Annotated in this window: 17 protein-coding genes and 2 tRNA genes; 10 read left to right on the top strand and 9 right to left on the bottom strand. The window is 63.0% G+C overall.

Annotated features, from left to right (window positions below):
* The first annotated feature begins 19 nt into the window (after nucleotides 1-19).
* The 7 genes from ACFQNJ_RS07355 to ACFQNJ_RS07325 all read left to right on the top strand — a co-directional run bounded on the left by ACFQNJ_RS07355 (nucleotide 20) and on the right by ACFQNJ_RS07325 (nucleotide 5,240).
* The gene (locus tag ACFQNJ_RS07355; protein WP_382255554.1) at nucleotides 20-1,210 is read left to right on the top strand and encodes a hypothetical protein; all 1,191 of its coding nucleotides are present in this window, start codon (nucleotides 20-22) and stop codon (nucleotides 1,208-1,210) included.
* Between the two features lie 432 nt (nucleotides 1,211-1,642).
* A complete protein-coding gene (locus ACFQNJ_RS07350) occupies nucleotides 1,643-2,005 on the top strand; it encodes a hypothetical protein (protein ID WP_382255552.1) in 363 nt (120 codons plus the stop codon).
* Nucleotides 2,005-3,954 carry an AAA family ATPase gene (locus tag ACFQNJ_RS07345; RefSeq protein WP_382255549.1) on the top strand — a complete coding sequence of 650 codons (1,950 nt, stop codon included), beginning with the start codon at nucleotides 2,005-2,007 and terminating at the stop codon, nucleotides 3,952-3,954. Before ACFQNJ_RS07350 ends, ACFQNJ_RS07345 begins: the two co-directional genes overlap by 1 nt.
* On the top strand, nucleotides 3,941-4,408 hold the full coding sequence (locus ACFQNJ_RS07340; RefSeq protein ID WP_382255546.1) for a VRR-NUC domain-containing protein: 468 nt from the start codon (nucleotides 3,941-3,943) through the stop codon (nucleotides 4,406-4,408). The genes ACFQNJ_RS07345 and ACFQNJ_RS07340 overlap by 14 nt, the downstream gene beginning before the upstream one ends.
* Nucleotides 4,409-4,428: 20 nt before the next feature.
* Nucleotides 4,429-4,851 carry a DUF5681 domain-containing protein gene (locus ACFQNJ_RS07335; RefSeq protein ID WP_382255543.1) on the top strand — a complete coding sequence of 141 codons (423 nt, stop codon included), beginning with the start codon at nucleotides 4,429-4,431 and terminating at the stop codon, nucleotides 4,849-4,851.
* Nucleotides 4,838-5,044 carry a hypothetical protein gene (locus ACFQNJ_RS07330; RefSeq protein WP_382255540.1) on the top strand — a complete coding sequence of 69 codons (207 nt, stop codon included), beginning with the start codon at nucleotides 4,838-4,840 and terminating at the stop codon, nucleotides 5,042-5,044. The genes ACFQNJ_RS07335 and ACFQNJ_RS07330 overlap by 14 nt, the downstream gene beginning before the upstream one ends.
* Complete coding sequence (locus ACFQNJ_RS07325; RefSeq protein ID WP_382255537.1) at nucleotides 5,031-5,240, top strand: hypothetical protein; 210 nt, start codon at nucleotides 5,031-5,033, stop codon at nucleotides 5,238-5,240. The genes ACFQNJ_RS07330 and ACFQNJ_RS07325 overlap by 14 nt, the downstream gene beginning before the upstream one ends.
* A 296-nt stretch (nucleotides 5,241-5,536) precedes the next feature.
* On the opposite strand, the gene ACFQNJ_RS07320 is transcribed toward ACFQNJ_RS07325, so the two are convergent.
* The 6 genes from ACFQNJ_RS07320 to ACFQNJ_RS07295 all read right to left on the bottom strand — a co-directional run bounded on the left by ACFQNJ_RS07320 (nucleotide 5,537) and on the right by ACFQNJ_RS07295 (nucleotide 10,375).
* Nucleotides 5,537-6,283, bottom strand: coding sequence for a hypothetical protein (locus ACFQNJ_RS07320; RefSeq protein WP_382255534.1), 747 nt, complete (start codon nucleotides 6,281-6,283; stop codon nucleotides 5,537-5,539).
* A 206-nt stretch (nucleotides 6,284-6,489) separates the two neighbouring features.
* Nucleotides 6,490-6,565 (bottom strand) — tRNA-His (locus tag ACFQNJ_RS07315).
* Nucleotides 6,566-6,624: 59 nt separating this feature from the next.
* Complete coding sequence (locus tag ACFQNJ_RS07310; RefSeq protein ID WP_382255531.1) at nucleotides 6,625-8,523, bottom strand: SurA N-terminal domain-containing protein; 1,899 nt, start codon at nucleotides 8,521-8,523, stop codon at nucleotides 6,625-6,627.
* Between the two features lie 103 nt (nucleotides 8,524-8,626).
* Nucleotides 8,627-8,702: transfer RNA gene (locus ACFQNJ_RS07305), tRNA-Val, on the bottom strand.
* Between the two features lie 24 nt (nucleotides 8,703-8,726).
* Entirely contained in the window at nucleotides 8,727-8,999 is a 273-nt protein-coding gene (locus tag ACFQNJ_RS07300; RefSeq protein ID WP_374639950.1) for an HU family DNA-binding protein, read from the bottom strand.
* A 278-nt stretch (nucleotides 9,000-9,277) separates the two neighbouring features.
* Complete coding sequence (locus tag ACFQNJ_RS07295; protein WP_382255528.1) at nucleotides 9,278-10,375, bottom strand: tartrate dehydrogenase; 1,098 nt, start codon at nucleotides 10,373-10,375, stop codon at nucleotides 9,278-9,280.
* Between the two features lie 94 nt (nucleotides 10,376-10,469).
* Here ACFQNJ_RS07295 and ACFQNJ_RS07290 point away from each other — a divergent pair, with 94 nt between their 5' ends.
* Nucleotides 10,470-11,432: a LysR family transcriptional regulator gene (locus tag ACFQNJ_RS07290; RefSeq protein ID WP_382255527.1), complete on the top strand. Its 963-nt coding sequence runs from the start codon at nucleotides 10,470-10,472 to the stop codon at nucleotides 11,430-11,432.
* On the opposite strand, the gene ACFQNJ_RS07285 is transcribed toward ACFQNJ_RS07290, so the two are convergent.
* From ACFQNJ_RS07285 to uvrC, 3 genes are all read right to left on the bottom strand, one after another.
* The gene (locus ACFQNJ_RS07285) at nucleotides 11,389-12,294 is read right to left on the bottom strand and encodes a DMT family transporter (protein WP_382255524.1); all 906 of its coding nucleotides are present in this window, start codon (nucleotides 12,292-12,294) and stop codon (nucleotides 11,389-11,391) included. The two genes, ACFQNJ_RS07290 and ACFQNJ_RS07285, sit on opposite strands and share 44 nt — an antisense overlap.
* Complete coding sequence (gene pgsA / locus ACFQNJ_RS07280; RefSeq protein ID WP_374639946.1) at nucleotides 12,291-12,860, bottom strand: CDP-diacylglycerol--glycerol-3-phosphate 3-phosphatidyltransferase; 570 nt, start codon at nucleotides 12,858-12,860, stop codon at nucleotides 12,291-12,293. Before pgsA ends, ACFQNJ_RS07285 begins: the two co-directional genes overlap by 4 nt.
* A 114-nt stretch (nucleotides 12,861-12,974) precedes the next feature.
* Nucleotides 12,975-15,023, bottom strand: a complete 2,049-nt coding sequence (uvrC, locus tag ACFQNJ_RS07275; RefSeq protein WP_382255522.1) for an excinuclease ABC subunit UvrC — start codon at nucleotides 15,021-15,023, stop codon at nucleotides 12,975-12,977.
* A gap of 50 nt (nucleotides 15,024-15,073) precedes the next feature.
* Here uvrC and earP point away from each other — a divergent pair, with 50 nt between their 5' ends.
* A complete protein-coding gene (gene earP / locus ACFQNJ_RS07270) occupies nucleotides 15,074-16,210 on the top strand; it encodes an elongation factor P maturation arginine rhamnosyltransferase EarP (RefSeq protein ID WP_382255520.1) in 1,137 nt (378 codons plus the stop codon).
* 172 nt (nucleotides 16,211-16,382) lie between these two features.
* The gene (gene efp / locus ACFQNJ_RS07265) at nucleotides 16,383-16,937 is read left to right on the top strand and encodes an elongation factor P (RefSeq protein WP_374639943.1); all 555 of its coding nucleotides are present in this window, start codon (nucleotides 16,383-16,385) and stop codon (nucleotides 16,935-16,937) included.
* Nucleotides 16,938-16,981 lie beyond the last annotated feature (44 nt).

Below are 16,981 nucleotides of genomic sequence, written 5' to 3'. Positions count from 1 at the left end.
GCAATAAGGGAGTGCGAGGGTGAAAGTTATTATCAAAATTGGTGACCGTGAGGCCGTGCCTGTTCGGGCGATTCCATTGCTGACCCACTGGGAAACGATGAGTCCTGACGTTGTTGCGCAGGCGCTGGCTTGGAACGAGGGCGAGCCTCATTTCAAAGGGCTACAGGCCTTTCGGTGTTATGAAGGCTCGCGCCCAATTCCCGCAAGAGAGTGGGAAAACGAGGTTTGTTGGCAGTTCACCGCCCTGAACGAATCCATGAAGGCCACAGGTAACACACCGGCAACAGGCTTGCTGGAGTGGCGGCGAAGAGCACTCGAAATACTCCCTGCTGGCGTTTACGTTTGGAAAGATGAGTTTGAGCCGATGCATTGCATGCGGTACGGGCCGGACGGTGAGACTCTTTTGAAGAACATGGTACCGGTTGATGATGAAGCACACGAACGGCTGGTGGCGTTGGACTTTGACCCGGTCATTTCTGACCCGGAAATTCAGCGCCTGGTTTTCGAGGGATTTGTACCGACACCTGCGGGGGACGCTGCATTCACGCTCGCCTTCTATGGCACATGTGGTGGATTGGATATTGAGCAGTGGGCCAAAAAGATGGAGGTGCGACCGCTGGAAGCCGCTAGGCTCTTATGCGGTGAAGACCCGTTGAACCTGAAAGCGTGCGCTGACAGTGCAGAGGTGCAATTGTTGGCACGCATTTTGGAGGACACGGCCAAGAGCCATCCAGATGGATGTATGTTGCGGGACTACGCACTTTTGGCAATGGAGAGAGGAGCACGCCACCGTCAAGAAATTTCAATGGCCGTCGTCCATTTGACTGCGGATGCTGTCACTGCGGTGCAGTCTGCGACTTTGGTCCCGAACGAAGCCAGCAATACGGCTGTACATAACCGTTCGATGTTGGCCTCGCGCGACCAACTGATTGCAGCCTTTGGAAGCTTCACGGGCATGGACTCCACATGGTTCAACAATTTGACCGACACCCCAGCATTGCAGGCCTCCCGCAAAGTGGCTGGGCAAGGGATGCGAGGACGTACTGCTGAACCGCTTTTCTGTCCGTTTGAGGTTATGCAATGGTTGGCAAATCCCAAGCGCCGCAAAGGCCGAAAGCTGAGTCCCGATAAAGCATGGGAGCTGCTGGAGAGGCACTTCCCGAAGGTCTACAACCTGAAATCAGTAGCCGACCCAAGGAGCCCCGATTGACCGGGGCAATAACGCCGACCGGGCGGGGTTGACTGCCCCGACCTGGCGGGGTTGCAGAGTGAAAGCGGGCGGGGTTGCAAGCGCCAGACAAACCCCGCCATCGAAATGGAGCCATGTAAAACAAACCCGAGGGTTTAAATATGGCTGCAAAGACTATTCAACTCACACCGCTGGCGCAGGAAACACGCACAGCACTGCCGACACCAGAGGCCGCCGGGCACCTTAACCGCGCACAGCAGACACTGCGCATTTGGGCCTGCCGTGAAGATGGCCCCATCCGTCCAATCCGCATCAATGGCCGCCTAGCGTGGCCGGTGGCCGAGCTTCGCCGCGTACTGGGAGTGGCGTGATGGTGGCCGCTATCAACCGCCTGCTGGTGCGCTTGTGGTGCGCCATGCCGTCCTGCTGGCTTCGCAAGAAAGGGGACCGGTGATGACAGCCCCCAAAAGAAAAGCCCCCGAACCGTCCAAAGTAGCAGGGGCTTACGGTGAGCAACTTTCGTTTCTGCCGCCGCCGCCATTTTGCCCTACATGGCCGACGCGTGGAACCCTTGCCGACAAGGCGCTGGGCATGCTGATGGATGGCCAAATGATTGACCATCCCGACTTCGAGAACAGCACGCAATCCTGGCGTTTGGGTGCCGTGATATTCACCCTGCGCACCTTGGGCTGGCCGGTGGAAACCATCGAGGTGCCGAGCCCGACCGAGCAAAGCCCCGACCGTGTGATTGCGCTGTACTGCCTGGACCCGAAGTACACCGCGCAAGCCCTGGCGCTGAATGGGGGCGCAGCGTGATGACCGATGCAACAAAAGCAATCAACGCGCTGCAATCTATCCCGCCCGACCTGCCCCGCGATGAGTGGGTGAAGGTGGGTATGGGTGCACATGCTGCTGGAGTAAGCTTTGATGACTTCGACGCCTGGAGCGCCGGGGCTGGCAACTATGACGCCAGAGCCTGCCGTGAGGTGTGGCGCAGCATCAAGCCGGGCAAGGGTGTAGGGGCTGGGACGCTTTACCGCGTGGCCGCCGAGCATGGATGGCGCATGGGTGAAAGGCCACAACAAAGGCCCATGCAAGCCCCCAGGAAGCACGCAGAGCCGCCGCGCAAGCCAGCCCCAGGCATGAGCCCTGCCGAGGTGTGGGGCCGCTGCGAAGCCGCTACAGCCGAGCATGCCTACATCGTGGCAAAGCACGCCGCCGGTGCGCCATTGGATGGGCTGCGCGTGGTGCCCGCTGGCGACCCGCTGCGCATTGCCGGGCAGAGCATGGCCGGGGCTTTGGTGGTGCCAGCCTATGCCCCAGAAGGTGAACTGCAAAGCCTGCAACTGATACCACCGCCTGGTGCCGGAAAGAAGCTGAACCTGCCCGGTGTGCCGATGGTCGGGGCATCCTTCACGGTGGGCGACATGGTGGCCGGTGCGCCGCTGTATCTGTGCGAGGGCATCGGGACTGCGTGGGCCTGCTGGCAGGCAACCGGGCATGCCGCCGTGGTGGCTTTCGGCTGGGGTAATGTGCGCAAGGTGGCCGAAGAACTGCGCCAGAGTGACGCATCCGCCCGGCTGGTGCTGGTGCCTGACGTGGGCAAGGAAGAAAGCGCCGCAGACATTGCCCAGGCCCTGCAATGCGCCGTGGCCTACATGCCCAAGGGTGAAGAACGTAACTTTGACGCGAATGACCTTGCCCAGCGTGAAGGGGGCGACGTGCTGGCCGCACTGCTGGAGGCTGCAACAGAGCCCGCACCGCCGCCGCTGCCCTTGTCTGTGGCCTTTGCCGATGAGTTACCCGAAACCTTCACGCCGCCTGACGAACTGGTGGAAGGTGTTTTAACTGCTGGCGATGGCTCCGTGCTGTACGGTGACAGCAACAGCGGGAAGACCTTTTTCGTCATCGACATGGCCGCCGCTGTGGCGCGTGGCGTGCAATGGATGGGCCGCAACACCGAGCCGGGACTGGTGGTGTACCTGGCTGCCGAAAGCCCCGCATCCGTGCGCAGCCGCCTGCAAGCCTATCAACGACACCACGGGGTGAGGGTTCCGAACTTCGCCATTGTGCAGAGCCCTATCGACTTGTTTGATGGTGATGCAGACACCGAGGCCGTCATATCGGTGGTGCGCCAGCTAGAGCGCCAGCGAGGGCAAAAGGTGCGCCTGATAGTGGGCGACACACTGGCACGCCTGAGCGCCGGGGCGAACGAGAACGCCGGGCAGGACATGGGTCTGGTGGTGCGCCGCTTTGACCGCATCCGCAGCGCCTGCAATGCGCACTTTCTGCTGATTCACCATAGCGGGAAAGCTGCCGCCAATGGTGCGCGTGGCTGGAGTGGCATCCGCGCCGCCGTGGACACCGAAATCGAGGTGACGGACTCGCCTGCTGGCCGGTGCGCTGAAATCACAAAGCAACGGGATTTAAGCACCAAGGGGCAGCGCATCGGATTTCGCCTGGACACGGTGACGCTGGGAAGCACCAAATGGGGAGCACCTGCCACGTCCTGTGTGGTGGTGCCTGCTGACGCGCCAGACAAGCCCCAGGGCAAGCGCTTATCTGAGGTGGGCGGGGCTGTGCTGGAGTACCTGCGCACCCAACCCGCCGGAAAGAAAAAGCGCGAGGTGGTGGAACACTTCCAGCCGCTGTACGACAAAAGCGCCGTGTACCGCGAGCTTAAAAAGCTGGTGGTGGCCGGGCAGGTGTTGGAGTGCATCGGGATTGTGACGGCCAATGTGGAGGTGCGAAATGGTGCGAACTGATGCAAACACCAATCCGCACCGCCGGGCAAAAAAGGTGCAGATGAGTGCAGCACCCTATAGGGGTGCACCAATCCGCACCTGCCCCGCACCTGCTGCTGGCACTGACTTGCTGGGGGATGAAATACAGACGCCCCAAACCAACCGCCGCCCCGAGGCTGCCGCCCTGGTGGAAGTCCTGAAGGCATTACGAGCACATCCCGCCGTGGCATGGGCTGAGCGCATGAACAGCGGGGCCGCAAAGGTGGGCAACCGCTTTATCCGTTTTGGCTGGCCGGGCTGCCCTGATGTGCTGGGGCAATTGAAAGATGGCCGCCTGCTGGGTGTGGAAGTGAAAGCGAAGGCAGGACGCGTGAGCACTGAGCAAGCTGCGTTTATTGAGCGCATCCGGTGCGCTGGTGGCGTGGCCTTCGTAGCGCGTGACTTGCGGGATGTGTTCGCGCACCTGAACAACTGAAAAATCAGGAAGGAATCAAGATGACTGACACGAGAAAACGACCCGGCAGGTGGAAGCCTGGCGAGAGTGGCAACCCGGCAGGCAAGCCCAAAGGTTCGGGGGAAGTGGCAAAGCTGCGCGCCGCCATTGCGGACCGTGTACCTGAACTGCTGGCCGCGATGATGGCCCGCGCCCTTGATGGCGATGTGGGCGCCGCCCGCCTGTTGCTGGAGCGCACCATAGCCCCGCTGAAGGCCATAGAACCGCCCCAGCCGTTGACCCTGCCCGATGGGTCACTGACTGAGCAAGGACGTGCTGTGCTGGCTTCTGTTGCTTCTGGTGAGCTTGCGCCGGGGCAAGGGGCCGCGCTGGTCGGTGCCATCGGTGCACTGGCCCGCGTGACCGAGATTGATGAACTAGCCGAACGTGTGGCTGCCTTGGAGAAAAAAAATGTCAGCACTTGAGAAACGCATCGAACGGCTGGAGCAGGTTCACGGCGCGGTGAAATCACCGACCAGCGTGGTGCAGTTCGTCAGTCCAACACTGGGGCTGGTTGGGCTGCGGTGTGGCGACTTCACCATAGACCGTCTCGACGATGAAACAGAAGTGCAGTTTCTAGTTCGCTCACGGAGGGAGCTTGCTCATGTCGGCCCTTGAATCCCGCGTCACCAAGATGGAACAGGCTGTCACCTGCTTTCACCTGAACAGGATGACGGATGCGGAACTGCTCGCGCATGCCGGGACGTTCCCAATGTTCACCAAGGGCATGTACACCGCCGTGCTGACGCTGGTTGGTCGCCGCCCAAGTGCGCTCCCTGTCGTGAAGGATGACCCTGAACATGCCAAACCTTGAAAGGCGTTTGTCGCAGCTTGAAGCGACACGGACCAATGTGCGCAGGCGTTCGTTGTCGGATGCTGAACGTGCCGTGCGACTGGCTGCCCTCAAGCCGGGTACATCAGTGCATGCAAGGGCTTGGGCCATTGTTCTGGGGCACAAGAAACATGGCCGAAATGGTGGCGGGTTTTAGCACGCAAAGTTTGGCTGGTGGCTACTCGCCGTCTAGCTTGCCCGTAAATGGCTTGAGTCCAGGATACGGGGAGACTTCTTGCTTTGCAGGTCCTGCCTTCCACCACTCAGCATCGGACGACTTATTCGGCCAGTCTTGCAGTTGACGGGTCGAACTTCAATTCAGCATCGGGCGACTTTGGTCTGAGACTGCTAGAAGACGCATGCCCAAGTTCTTGTGGCGATGTGACGCTGACATTGGCACAAAATACATTTGCTGCCTCAGCGCTCGGTTTCATGCCGGGTGGATATACGACAACGATAGACCCATCACTCAGTCGGCAAAAGCGCGAACCCGCAGGCGCGTGCGCCAGCCAAGGACCATTTTCAATGGTTCCCGTGTTTTCTTGTGTCCAGTACTTTGCTTCTTCCAAAGACGGTGGCTGCTCTCCATCCAGCTTTCCCGTGAACGGCTTTAGTCCGGGATACGGTGAGACTTCCTGCTTTGCGGGCCCGACCGGGGTATCTTGCTTCCACCACTCAGCATCGGACGACTTGACCGCCTTTTGTTGTTCTCGGGTGTCGACCATGGGCAGAACTAGGCCAAGGATTGTTCCGACAATGAGAATCGCAGGCCACGCGGCAACCGCCATCTTTGCCAGCACGGCCCAGACTTTCGGCCCTTCATACAGACTGGCCGAGCGCCAGATGCCTACATTCAGGATGATGAAATAGGCCAGCAGAGGCAACAACATCAGCTTGGCACTCACGCTGCCAGGAGTGACGAAGGTCAAAGCGAAGCCAATCCCGAAGCTGACGACTACGCCATAGAGCCAGTAGGTGCGAGCCAATCCAGCCCGTCCGGTCCAAATCTGTCTGATGATGCCCATGATGGCTACCCCCTGTTTTGGACAGTCTAACAACTGTTGCAGGCGTTACACATCATCCGTGGTGACATTCGCCAAGCCCCCCGCCGTGGGACTTTTGTCGTTGGCGCTGGGGCTGCATTCGGACAACTTGCCTACAGATTGCCTACAAGCAGCGGAAAAGAAAAAACCCCGCTACCTTTTGGATAGCAGGGTTTCCTTATGTTACCTGGGGTGGCTGATGGGACTCGAACCCACGACAACAGGAATCACAATCCTGGACTCTACCAACTGAGCTACAGCCACCGTGAGCCTTGCATTATAGCGCGAAGTCTGGCCTTTTCACCAGACTCCATACCGGAACCTCATTTGGGGGCGGGCACCAGCATCTTGACCTTGAAACGCTGCTTGAGCCAGTCGTAATAGGCCTGCGCCTCCGCAGCAGCCCACCACTGGTTGTACTGGCGCATTTCCTCCGCCAGCGCCTGCGGCTCGCGTGCCTCGCGCTCAAGAATCTTCTCCACCTTCACCAGGGCATAGCCCTGGTCACCCAGCGTGACGCCCACCCAGGCAGGCAGTTGTCGCGGGTCGGCGCTGAGTGCCGCATCGAGCACCGCGGCGGGCAGGCCTGCATCCTTGTCACGGGAGACCGTTTGCACCGCCCCCATGGCCTTGTCATCGGCGGCTTGGCGCATGGCATCGAGTTGACGGGCACCCTCCTCACGGGCCAGTTCGGCCGAGCTCTGGGCCACCAGGCGTGCGCGGACCGTGTCACGGACCTCGGCCAGGGGCATGGTCCGGGCAGGCTGATGATTGACCACCCGGGCCGACAGCAGCTGGTTGTTGCCCAGTTCGATGGCCTCGGTGTTGCGCTTCTTCTCGACCGACTCGGCCGAGAACAGCGCCTCGATCACCCTGGGGTTGGCCAGCACACCCGCCTGGGGACCCGCCTGGCGGGTCAGACCCTGCGACGTGCGCAAAGGCAGCTTGAACTCGTCAGCGGCGGGCTTGAGGCTGTCCGACTGCTCGTAGACCATGTTGCTGAAGGCTTCGGCTTTCTCGCTGAACAGCTTCTGCGCCTGCTGCTTCTTGAGGTCGGACTCCAGCGATGCCCGCAGTTCCTCGAAGCTCTTGGTCTTGGGGGCGCGGACATCGGTCAGCTGAATGATGTGATATCCGAACTCGCTTTCCACGAGGTCGGAAATGTCACCCTTCTTCATGGCGAACACGGCTTCTTCGAACGGCTTGACCATGGCGCCCCGGCCGAAGAAGTCCAGATCACCCCCACGCGAGGCCGAACCGGGATCCTGCGATTCGGTCTTGGCGATGTCGGCAAACCCGGCGGGATTCTTGCGGACCTGCTCCAGGACCGACTGCGCCTTGGCTTTGACCTTGTCCTTGTCCGCCTGCGAGGCACCGGCCTCGAAGGTCAACAGGATGTGACTGGCCCGCCGTTCCTCGGGGCCGGCCAGCCGGGCGGCGTTCTCGTCATAGTACTTGCGCAGATCGGCTTCATTGAGCGTGATGTCCTTGGCAATCGCCGCCGCATCCAGCACCAGGTATTCCACGTCCACCTGCTCGGGTGCCTGGAACATGGCGGTGTTGGCCGTGTAGAAGGCTTCGATGTCGGCGTCCGTGGGATTGACCTTGTTCACAAAATCGGCCGCCTTGAACTGGCGCACGCGCACATCGCGACGCTCGAAGAAGGCGTTGAGGGCACGGTCGGCCACCGCCTTGGGCGAGAACGCCGTACCCGCCAGGCCCGCGACCAGTTGCTGGCGCGACAGGTCGGCACGCACCTGCGCTTCGAACATTTCGGGCGTCATGCCCTGAGCGCCCACCAGTTGCCGATAGGCATCGACGTCCAGCGTGCCATCAGGGCGGCGAAGGGTGGCAATCATCTCGTTGCGCTGAAGTTCACGCGCGAGCTTCTGGTCACTGGTGTAGAGATGCTGCTTGTCCACGGCCAGCGCCACCACTCGGTCACGCACCAGCTGCTCCAGGGTGGCGTAGCGGGCCTGCTCGGTGTCGAACAGTTTCACATCGACACCGGGCAACTCCTGCTGGCGGCGCTGGACCTCGGCCTGATGGGCCTGCTCCCACTCGGCCTTGGTGATGTCATGCCCGTCCACCGTGGCCACCGGCTCGGTCTGCTCGTTGAACCGGGTGTACCCCTCGATGCCGAACAGCACGAAGGACGGGATGATGAGAATCAGCAGGAAGCCCATGAAGAACTTCTTGTGATTGCGAATGGACTCGAACATGCCGTGAATATCCTGCTACTGACAGAAGGGACTGATGACCGCTGCCGGCCCGATGCCCGGAAAAACAACAAAAAAGGCGAACCCGTGTTCGCCTTTTGTGCCTTGGTGGGTGCTGACGGGGTCGAACCGCCGACCTACGCCTTGTAAGGGCGCCGCTCTACCGACTGAGCTAAGCACCCCACCGTTAACTTGCAGATGGCTGATCAGTTCAGCGCATCCTTGAGTGCCTTGCCCGGGCGGAACTTCGGCACTTTAGCAGACTTGATTTTAATCTCTTCGCCGGTGCGGGGATTGCGACCCTTGCGTGCCGGGCGCTTGGTCACCGCAAAGGAACCGAAGCCCACCAGCGACACGGTGCCGCCTTTCTTGAGCGTGGTGCGGATGGCGGCGATGGTCGAGTCCAGGGCGCGGGTAGCGGCCGCCTTGGAAATGTCGGCATTCTTGGCGATGTGTTCGACGAGTTCTGTTTTGTTCACAAATAGCCCCTCATGAAGTGTTGGAGTACCGGTTGGACCGAAGAAGGGCCGGTGCCGGGTAGGCATCGACCCGGCATGAATGTCATGCTGGGCACCGCATGAATCGCAATCCTGCAGGCGCTGTCTGATTAGACCCATGCCCTCGACGGACTGTCAATACATGCGAGCCCCATGAGCGGTCGCCGCCGTCTCGGGAGGCGTGATTCTAGACGTTTTCACTGACCGCGAAGGCGGCCACACCGCGTCCTTGCGTAAGCTTCACGTCAAGGTTGTGACGATCAGCGTTGCGCCACCGCATCGGCGATGGCCTGCCCCAGTTCGGTCGTGCTGGCCGTGCCCCCCAGGTCCGGTGTGCGGGGCGCCTGGCTGCCAGGCTCCAGCACCGACTCGATGGCACCCAGGATGGCATCGTGTGCCTGACGATGGCCCAGGAAATCCAGCATCATGGCCCCGCACCAGATCTGCCCGATCGGGTTGGCAATGCCCTTGCCCGCGATGTCGGGCGCCGAACCATGCACCGGCTCGAACAGCGACGGGAACCGTCGATCCGGGTTGAGGTTGGCGCTGGGCGCAATGCCGATGGTGCCTGTGCATGCCGGCCCGAGGTCCGACAGGATGTCCCCGAACAGGTTGCTGCCCACCACCACGTCGAAGAAATCCGGACGCTGCACGAAATGCGCCGTCAGGATATCGATGTGGAACTTGTCGACCTTCACGTCCGGGTACTCCCTGGCCATCGCCTCGACCCGCTCGTCCCAGTACGGCATGGTGATGGCGATGCCGTTGCTTTTGGTGGCACTGGTCAGGTGCTTCTTCGGACGTGAGCGCGCCACCTCGAAGGCATAGCGCAGCACGCGGTCGACACCGTGGCGGGACATCACCGTCTCCTGCATCACGATCTCGCGCTCGGTCCCGGCATACATGCGCCCGCCGATGCTGCTGTATTCGCCTTCGGTGTTCTCGCGAACGATGATCATGTCGATCTCGCCGGGCTGACGCGGACTGCCGTCTCGGCGAACCACCGGGGCAGTCACGCCGGGCATCAGCCGTGCGGGACGGAGGTTCACGTACTGGTCGAATTCGCGCCGGAACATGAGCAGAGAGCCCCACAGCGAGATGTGGTCCGGCACCTTGTCCGGCCAGCCCACGGCGCCGAAATAGATGGCATCGTGCCCACCGATCTGCGCCTTCCAGTCGTCCGGCAGCATCTTTCCGTGCTTCTCGTAGTAGTCGCAGCTGGAGAAGTCGAAGTGGTCATACTGCAGACCGATCCCGAAGCGCCGGGCGGCGGCATCAAGGACCCGGATGCCTTCGGGCATGACTTCGGTTCCGATGCCGTCGCCGGCGATGACGGCAATGCGGTGGGGCTGGCTCATGGATGCGCTCCGTTGGTGTGGATGAGTGAAGGCCTCCAGCTTAAGCTGTTCCGGTGAAATAATCCTGCAACTGATCGTTGCCTGAAAATCAATAATGGACCGACTGGATCTGGAACTGGTGACCGCCATCCGGCAGCAGGGCAGCCTGGCCGGCGCCGCCCGTACCCTGGGTCTGACGCCCCCCGGGGTGACCCGGCGACTGGCGGCGCTGGAGGCGCAACTGGGGGTCAGGCTGTTTCAGCGCAGCACCCGACGCGTGACAGCCACGGCGGAGGGAGAGTCCCTGTGTGACCACGCCCGCGTGCTGCTGCAGGGTTTTGACGCGGCCGAGTCCGAGATGCGGGAACGCCGCTCGGCGCCCTCAGGCCCCATCCGCCTGGTGGCCACCTTCGGGTTTGGCCGGCATTGGGTCGCCCCCGCCCTGGCCGACTTCCAGGCCTTGTATCCCGCGGTCAGCATCCAGTTGCACCTGACAGAACAGTTGCCTGACCTGGCGGTCGACGGTTACGACGGCGCCATCTGGCTCTGGCATGCGCCCCTCACACGACAGGCGGAATGGACTTCGCGACGTCTGGCCCGCAACCAGCGGGTGATGGTGGCGTCGCCCGGGTATCTTCGCCGGCGCGGAATGCCCGCGGACCCGCAGGACCTGACCCAGCACGACTGTCTGGTCGTGAGGGAGAACCTGGAACCAGGCCAGCGGGTGGATCACTGGCACTTGCGGCAGGCAGGCGGTCAACCAAGGCATGTGCCGGTGCGTGGCCCCTTGTCCAGCAATGCCGGCGAGGTGGTGCGCGACTGGTGCCTGGCGGGCAAAGGCATCATGCTGCGCAGCCTCTGGGATGTGGCGCCGCTGCTCTCGCAGGGCAAGCTCATTCAGGTGCTGCCCGACTGGTCCATGCCGGATGCGGACATCCACTGGCTGGCACCCTACCGGCCACAGATACCCGGACGGATCCGATTGATGGTGGAGTTCCTGGCCGAGCGCTTTCGCGCCGAACCCTGGCGACCGGTCAGCGCGGCGGGCGCACGACCAGGCTCACGCCGAAAGCCGTGAGGGCCGTGCCCGCCACGGTGGTGACGGTGATGGGCTCCGCAAACAGGACCCAGGCAATGAGCGCGGTGCAAGGCGGCACCAGGTACATCAGGCTGGTGACCGACGCAGCCGCGCCACGCTGGATGAGCATGTACAGCAACGAACTCCCTCCCAGCGTCAGCCCCAGCACCGACCAGGCCATGGCGCCCGCCAGTTCGGCATTCCAGCGCATGGACTCGGCCTCCATCAGGGCCAGTGGCAGGGTCACCAGCAGGGCGGCAGAGAGCTGCACGGCGTTCGCCGTGCGCACATCGCAAGGCTGAACGTAACGCTTCTGATAGAGCGTACCGATGGTGATCGAGAACAGTGCCATCACCGCAAACGACAGGTTTGTCCAGGTCGCGGTGTCGCCGGGGCCGCCATCGGTGAACTTGCGCGACACCACCAGCACCAGACCGGCAAAACCAAGGACCAGTCCGACCCATTGGCGCCGGCTGGGCTGCTGACCGGCGCCACCCATGCTGCTGAGCCAGATGGCAGTGAGCACCGGTTGCAGACCGACGATCAGCGAGGACAAGCCCGAGCCCATGCCCGCCTTGACGGCGGCCCACACACCGCCCAGGTAACCGGCGTGCATGAGGATACCGGTGATGGACAGGTGCAGGAACTGCTGGCGGCTGGTGGGCCAGCGCACGCCGGCCAACCAGATCCACGGCAGGAAACACAGGATGGACAAGGTGTAGCGAACCGCCAGAAAGGACATCGGCGGCGAATGCGGCATGCCATAGCGCGCCACGATGAAGCCGGTGCTCCAGATCAGCACGAACACCCAGGGCATGGCCCGGATCCATTGGTTGTCGCCCGCAGGCACAGGCGCATTCATCGCGAACGGGCGCGGATCTCGGGCAAGGCCTTCTGCAGGTAGTAGACCATCGACCAGATCGTCAGCACGGCCGAGGCCCAGATCAGCCAGGTCCCCCACAGGTGCGTGTCGATCACGCCAAACAGCTGTCCATTGAACAGCAGAAAAGGAATCGCCGCCATCTGGACCGAGGTCTTGATCTTGCCGATCATGTGGACCGCGACACTCTTGGTGGCGCCGATGATGGCCATCCACTCCCGCAAGGACGAAATCGCGATCTCGCGGCCGATGATGATCAAAGCCACGAACACGTTGGCACGGTCCAGGTGCACCAGCACCAGCAGACTGGCGCACACCAGGAACTTGTCGGCCACCGGATCAAGGAAGGCACCAAAGGCCGAGGTCTGGTTCAGTTTGCGCGCCAGGTAGCCGTCGGCCCAGTCGGTCAGCGCAAACACCACGAACAGCACGGTCGCGATCAGGTTCTGCTGGGCGACGCTCATGCCCTCCCAGTAGAAGACCCCGATGATCAGGGGAATGGCGACGATGCGCGCCCAGGTCAGCAGGGTGGGAAGGTTGAAGAACATGGCGACATTATGGAGTAGCGTGGCTGCAGAAGTGTTGATCCGGCGCCGGGCCGCCCCAAGCCGGATCAGCCCCCTCGGGGGGCAGCGACCCGCGCAGCGGCGGAGCGTGGGGGCTCAGTGCAGTGCACGGTAGATGGTGTCGGCGAGTTCTGCGGAAATGCCTTCCACGGTAGCCAGATCCTCGACGCTGGCCGAGGCCACGCCACGCACGCCGCCAAAGCGCTGGAGCAGCCGGGCGCGCTTCTTGGGACCGACACCCGGAATGTCTTCCAGCTTGCTGCCACCGGTGCGCACCCTGGCCCGCTGCGCCCTCATGCCGGTGATGGCGAAGCGGTGCGCCTCGTCGCGGATCTGGGCCACCAGCATCAGCGCCGCGGAATCGTGTCCCAGGTACACCTTCTCGCGTCCATCGGCGAACACCAACTCCTCCAGACCGACCTTTCGGCCCTCACCCTTCTCGACGCCCACGATCAGCGACAGGTCCAGGCCGAGTCGAACGAACACCTCCCGGGCCATGCTGACCTGCCCTTTGCCGCCGTCGATGAGGACCAGATCCGGCATCCTCGGTCCCTTCGGTGCCTCGCCAGCCGGCTCGACCACCTCGGTGCCGGGTGCATCGGCGGCGTCATCGGCAGCACCGGTCTCACGCGGCGCAGGCAATTCGTCGCCACGCTCTGCGCGCAGCGCCTGGGCGATCTTGCCGTATCGCCGCAGCAGCACCTGGCGCATCGCCGCGTAGTCATCCCCCGGCGTGATGCCGTCGATGTTGTAGCGCCGGTACTGGCTGTTCTGCATCTTGTGGCCCTCGAACACCACGCAGGAGGCCTGCGTGGACTCTCCGGCGGTGTGGGAGATGTCGAAGCACTCGATGCGCAGTTCGTCCAGGTTGTCGTCGGGCAGACCCAGGGCTTCGGCCAGCGCGCGGGTGCGTGCCTGCTGGGAGCCCTCTTCAGCCAGCAGTCGCGCCAGCGCGATCTCGGCATTCTTCTGTGCCATGTCCAGCCAGGCGCGCCGGTGTTCGCGCGGCTGGTGCACCGCATGGACGCGGGCGCCAGATTGCTCGATCAGGGCGTCGATCAGGCCTTTGCCGACCGGGTGGCTGGTCACCAGCGTGTGGGGCAGCGCAGCGCCCAGGTAGTGTTGGGCAATGAAGGCTTCCAGCACGCGAATGTGCAGACGCTCCGCCGGATCGGCCACCCGATCGCTCTCGGTCTCAGCCTCCATGCCTTCATCGATCTGTGTGGCGTCGTCCACATGGGCCGGAAAGTAAGGCCGATCACCCAGGTGTCGACCGCCCCGCACCATGGCCAGGTTGACACAGGCCTTGCCCCCTTGAACCTTGACGGCCAGGATGTCCACGTCGCGGTCGCTGGCGGTGTCCATGGCCTGCTGATGCAGCACCCGCGACAGGGCCGCCATCTGGTTGCGGATTTCAGCGGCCTGCTCGAACTCCAGCTTCTCGGCGTGCGCCATCATCCGGTCCTGCAACTCGTCCAGCACGGCCTGGGTCTCTCCGCGCAGGAACCGCTCGGCGGCGGTCACATCGCGCGCGTAGTCCTCGACATGGATCAGATCGACGCAGGGACCGCTGCATCGCTTGATCTGGTACAGCAAGCAAGGCCGCGTCCGGTTGGCGAAGACGGTGTCCTCGCAGGTGCGCAGCCGGAACACCTTCTGCAGCAGCGTGATCGACTCCTTGACCGCCCAGGCACTGGGATAGGGACCGTAGTAGCTGTGGCGCCGATCGACCACGCCCCGGTAGTAGGCCATGCGCGGAAACAGGATGGCCGGGGCCGCGCCAGGACCAGCCGTGCGCCAGGTCTCCCGCGTGCCCGTGATCTTGAGGTAGGGGTAGCTCTTGTCGTCGCGGAACAGGATGTTGAACCGCGGATTCAGGGTCTTGATGAGGTTGTTTTCCAGCAGCAGCGCCTCGGCCTCGGAGCGCACCACCGTGGTCTCCATCCGCACAATGCGGCTGACCATGTGGCCGATACGGGTGCCGTCGTGGTTCTTCTGGAAGTAGCTGCTGACGCGCTTCTTCAGGTTGCGCGCCTTGCCCACATAGAGCAGTTGCCCCTGGGCGTCGAAATAGCGGTAGACGCCGGGCAGCGCGGGCAGTGCCGCGACCTCGCTGAGCAGTTGTTCGGAATGGACCTCGGCCATGGGGGCGTATTGTGAACCGCCAGCGCCCCGGTTTGCGGCAAGATCGCTGCATGGACACACATTCGATCGGCGCCAGCACCCGCGGACCCGCCCTGCGCTGGGATGTCTTCTGCCGGGTCGTGGACAACCTGGGCGACATCGGTGTCTGCTGGCGGCTGTGCACCGATCTGGCGTCCCGGGGCCAGCAGGTGAGGCTGTGGATCGATTGCCCGGATGACTTGGACTGGATGGCGCCCGGCGCGCGACAGGGCCTTCATCCGGGGGTGCAGGTGCTTCACTGGACCGAACCGCTGGCGCCCGGGTTGGCCGATGCCCTGCCGCCGGCCGACGTTTGGGTGGAGGCCTTCGGCTGCGACCCTGCCAGGGAGTGCATCGATGCGCTGGCCGGGCGACTGGCCGCCGGTGAGACGCCCCCCGTGTGGCTGAACCTGGAGTACATGAGCGCCGAGCCCTGGGTGGAACGCTGCCACCGCCTGCCTTCACCGGTGATGAGCGGACCCCTGAAGGGTCTGACCAAATGGTTCTTCTACCCGGGCTTCACGCCTGCCACGGGCGGTCTTCTTCGCGAAGCGACCCTGCCAGCCCGACAGTTGGCCCATGAGCCGGCCCGCTGGCTGCGGAATCTGGGGCTGCCGGTCGACGATGGCAGACGGCGCGTGAGCCTGTTCTGCTACGAACCCGAGTCACTGGGGAACGTGATGCGATCGGCCGGACTGGACGCGTCACCCGCCGACTGGCTGATCACCCCAGGGCGCGCGAGCGCGGCGGTGGACCAGGCTTTGGGGGAAGAGCCTCCCGGCGAGGGATGCCGGCCGATCCGCCTGCCCCGTCTGACCCAGCAGGACTACGACCGGCTGCTCTGGTCCTGCGACCTGAACTTCGTGCGCGGCGAGGATTCTCTGGTGCGCGCCCTGTGGGCAGGCAAGCCCTTCGTCTGGCAGATCTATCCCCAGCACGACAACGCCCATCACGCCAAGCTCGATGCGGTTCTGGACTGGCTGCAGGCCCCGCCATCCTGGCGCGCGTTCCACCATGGATGGAATGGCATGAGCCCCGGCGAGACCGTCTGGCCGGGCTGGGACGCCATCGGTGAATGGGCGTCCTGCGCCCTCCAGGCACGAGACCGTCTGCTGGCCCAGGCCGACCTGTGCAGCCAGCTGCTGGGATTCGTCATGGAAAAGCGATAAAATTCAAGGTTTTGCGAGATCGGTCTGATTGGGCACAGCGACATGGCTGTCTCCGTGATCGCGTACTCGCACCGGAGCGTCGTCTGCCTCGCCGCACAGATCGCCCCCTGATTCACCGTTCCCCGGGTCACAGCCCCTTTGCGGAACCCGCGGCCCAACCGTTGGAACATTTATGAAAATCGCTCAAGAAATCCGCGCCGGCAATGTGATCATGCACGGCAAGGACCCGATGATCGTGCTGCGCACCGAATACGCCCGTGGCGGCCGTGGCGCGGCCACCGTCCGCATGAAGCTCAAGGGCCTGCTGGGCAACATCGGCACCGAAGTCGTCTTCAAGGCCGACGACAAGATGGACCAGATCATCCTGGACCACAAGGAGTGCACCTACTCCTACTTCGCCGATCCGATGTACGTGTTCATGGACACCGAGTACAACCAGTACGAAGTGGAAGCCGAGAACATGGGCGACGCCCTGAACTACCTGGAAGACGGCATGGCCGTGGAAGTGGTGTTCTACGACGGCAAGGCCATTTCCGTGGAACTGCCCACCACCGTGGTGCGCGAGATCACCTGGACCGAACCCGCCGTCAAGGGCGACACCTCGGGCAAGGTGCTCAAGCCTGCCAAGATCGCCACCGGCTTCGAAGTGCCTGTGCCGCTGTTCGTGGATCAGGGTGACAAGATCGAAATCGACACCCGCACCGGCGAATACAAGAAGCGCGTCTGATCGGACTCGCGCCAGCAAAAGGCTCCCACGGGAGCCTTTTCGCT

Origin of the sequence: Hydrogenophaga bisanensis, assembly GCF_042665135.1 — a bacterium.
GTDB classification, from domain to species: domain Bacteria; phylum Pseudomonadota; class Gammaproteobacteria; order Burkholderiales; family Burkholderiaceae_C; genus Hydrogenophaga; species Hydrogenophaga bisanensis.
Note: the sequence above shows the minus strand (reverse complement) of the source record. Positions and strands in the feature narration are given on the sequence as shown.

What these genes read in the sequence shown, in the direction of transcription:
- ACFQNJ_RS07350 (WP_382255552.1), top strand. Translation starts at nt 1,643, where the DNA reads ATGACAGCCCCCAAAAGAAAAGCCCCCGAACCGTCCAAAGTAGCAGGG.
- ACFQNJ_RS07345 (WP_382255549.1), top strand. Translation starts at nt 2,005, where the DNA reads ATGACCGATGCAACAAAAGCAATCAACGCGCTGCAATCTATCCCGCCC.
- ACFQNJ_RS07340 (WP_382255546.1), top strand. Translation starts at nt 3,941, where the DNA reads ATGGTGCGAACTGATGCAAACACCAATCCGCACCGCCGGGCAAAAAAG.
- ACFQNJ_RS07335 (WP_382255543.1), top strand. Translation starts at nt 4,429, where the DNA reads ATGACTGACACGAGAAAACGACCCGGCAGGTGGAAGCCTGGCGAGAGT.
- ACFQNJ_RS07330 (WP_382255540.1), top strand. Translation starts at nt 4,838, where the DNA reads ATGTCAGCACTTGAGAAACGCATCGAACGGCTGGAGCAGGTTCACGGC.
- ACFQNJ_RS07325 (WP_382255537.1), top strand. Translation starts at nt 5,031, where the DNA reads ATGTCGGCCCTTGAATCCCGCGTCACCAAGATGGAACAGGCTGTCACC.
- ACFQNJ_RS07320 (WP_382255534.1), bottom strand. Translation starts at nt 6,283, where the DNA reads ATGGGCATCATCAGACAGATTTGGACCGGACGGGCTGGATTGGCTCGC.
- ACFQNJ_RS07310 (WP_382255531.1), bottom strand. Translation starts at nt 8,523, where the DNA reads ATGTTCGAGTCCATTCGCAATCACAAGAAGTTCTTCATGGGCTTCCTG.
- ACFQNJ_RS07295 (WP_382255528.1), bottom strand. Translation starts at nt 10,375, where the DNA reads ATGAGCCAGCCCCACCGCATTGCCGTCATCGCCGGCGACGGCATCGGA.
- ACFQNJ_RS07290 (WP_382255527.1), top strand. Translation starts at nt 10,470, where the DNA reads ATGGACCGACTGGATCTGGAACTGGTGACCGCCATCCGGCAGCAGGGC.
- ACFQNJ_RS07285 (WP_382255524.1), bottom strand. Translation starts at nt 12,294, where the DNA reads ATGAATGCGCCTGTGCCTGCGGGCGACAACCAATGGATCCGGGCCATG.
- pgsA (WP_374639946.1), bottom strand. Translation starts at nt 12,860, where the DNA reads ATGTTCTTCAACCTTCCCACCCTGCTGACCTGGGCGCGCATCGTCGCC.
- uvrC (WP_382255522.1), bottom strand. Translation starts at nt 15,023, where the DNA reads ATGGCCGAGGTCCATTCCGAACAACTGCTCAGCGAGGTCGCGGCACTG.
- earP (WP_382255520.1), top strand. Translation starts at nt 15,074, where the DNA reads ATGGACACACATTCGATCGGCGCCAGCACCCGCGGACCCGCCCTGCGC.
- efp (WP_374639943.1), top strand. Translation starts at nt 16,383, where the DNA reads ATGAAAATCGCTCAAGAAATCCGCGCCGGCAATGTGATCATGCACGGC.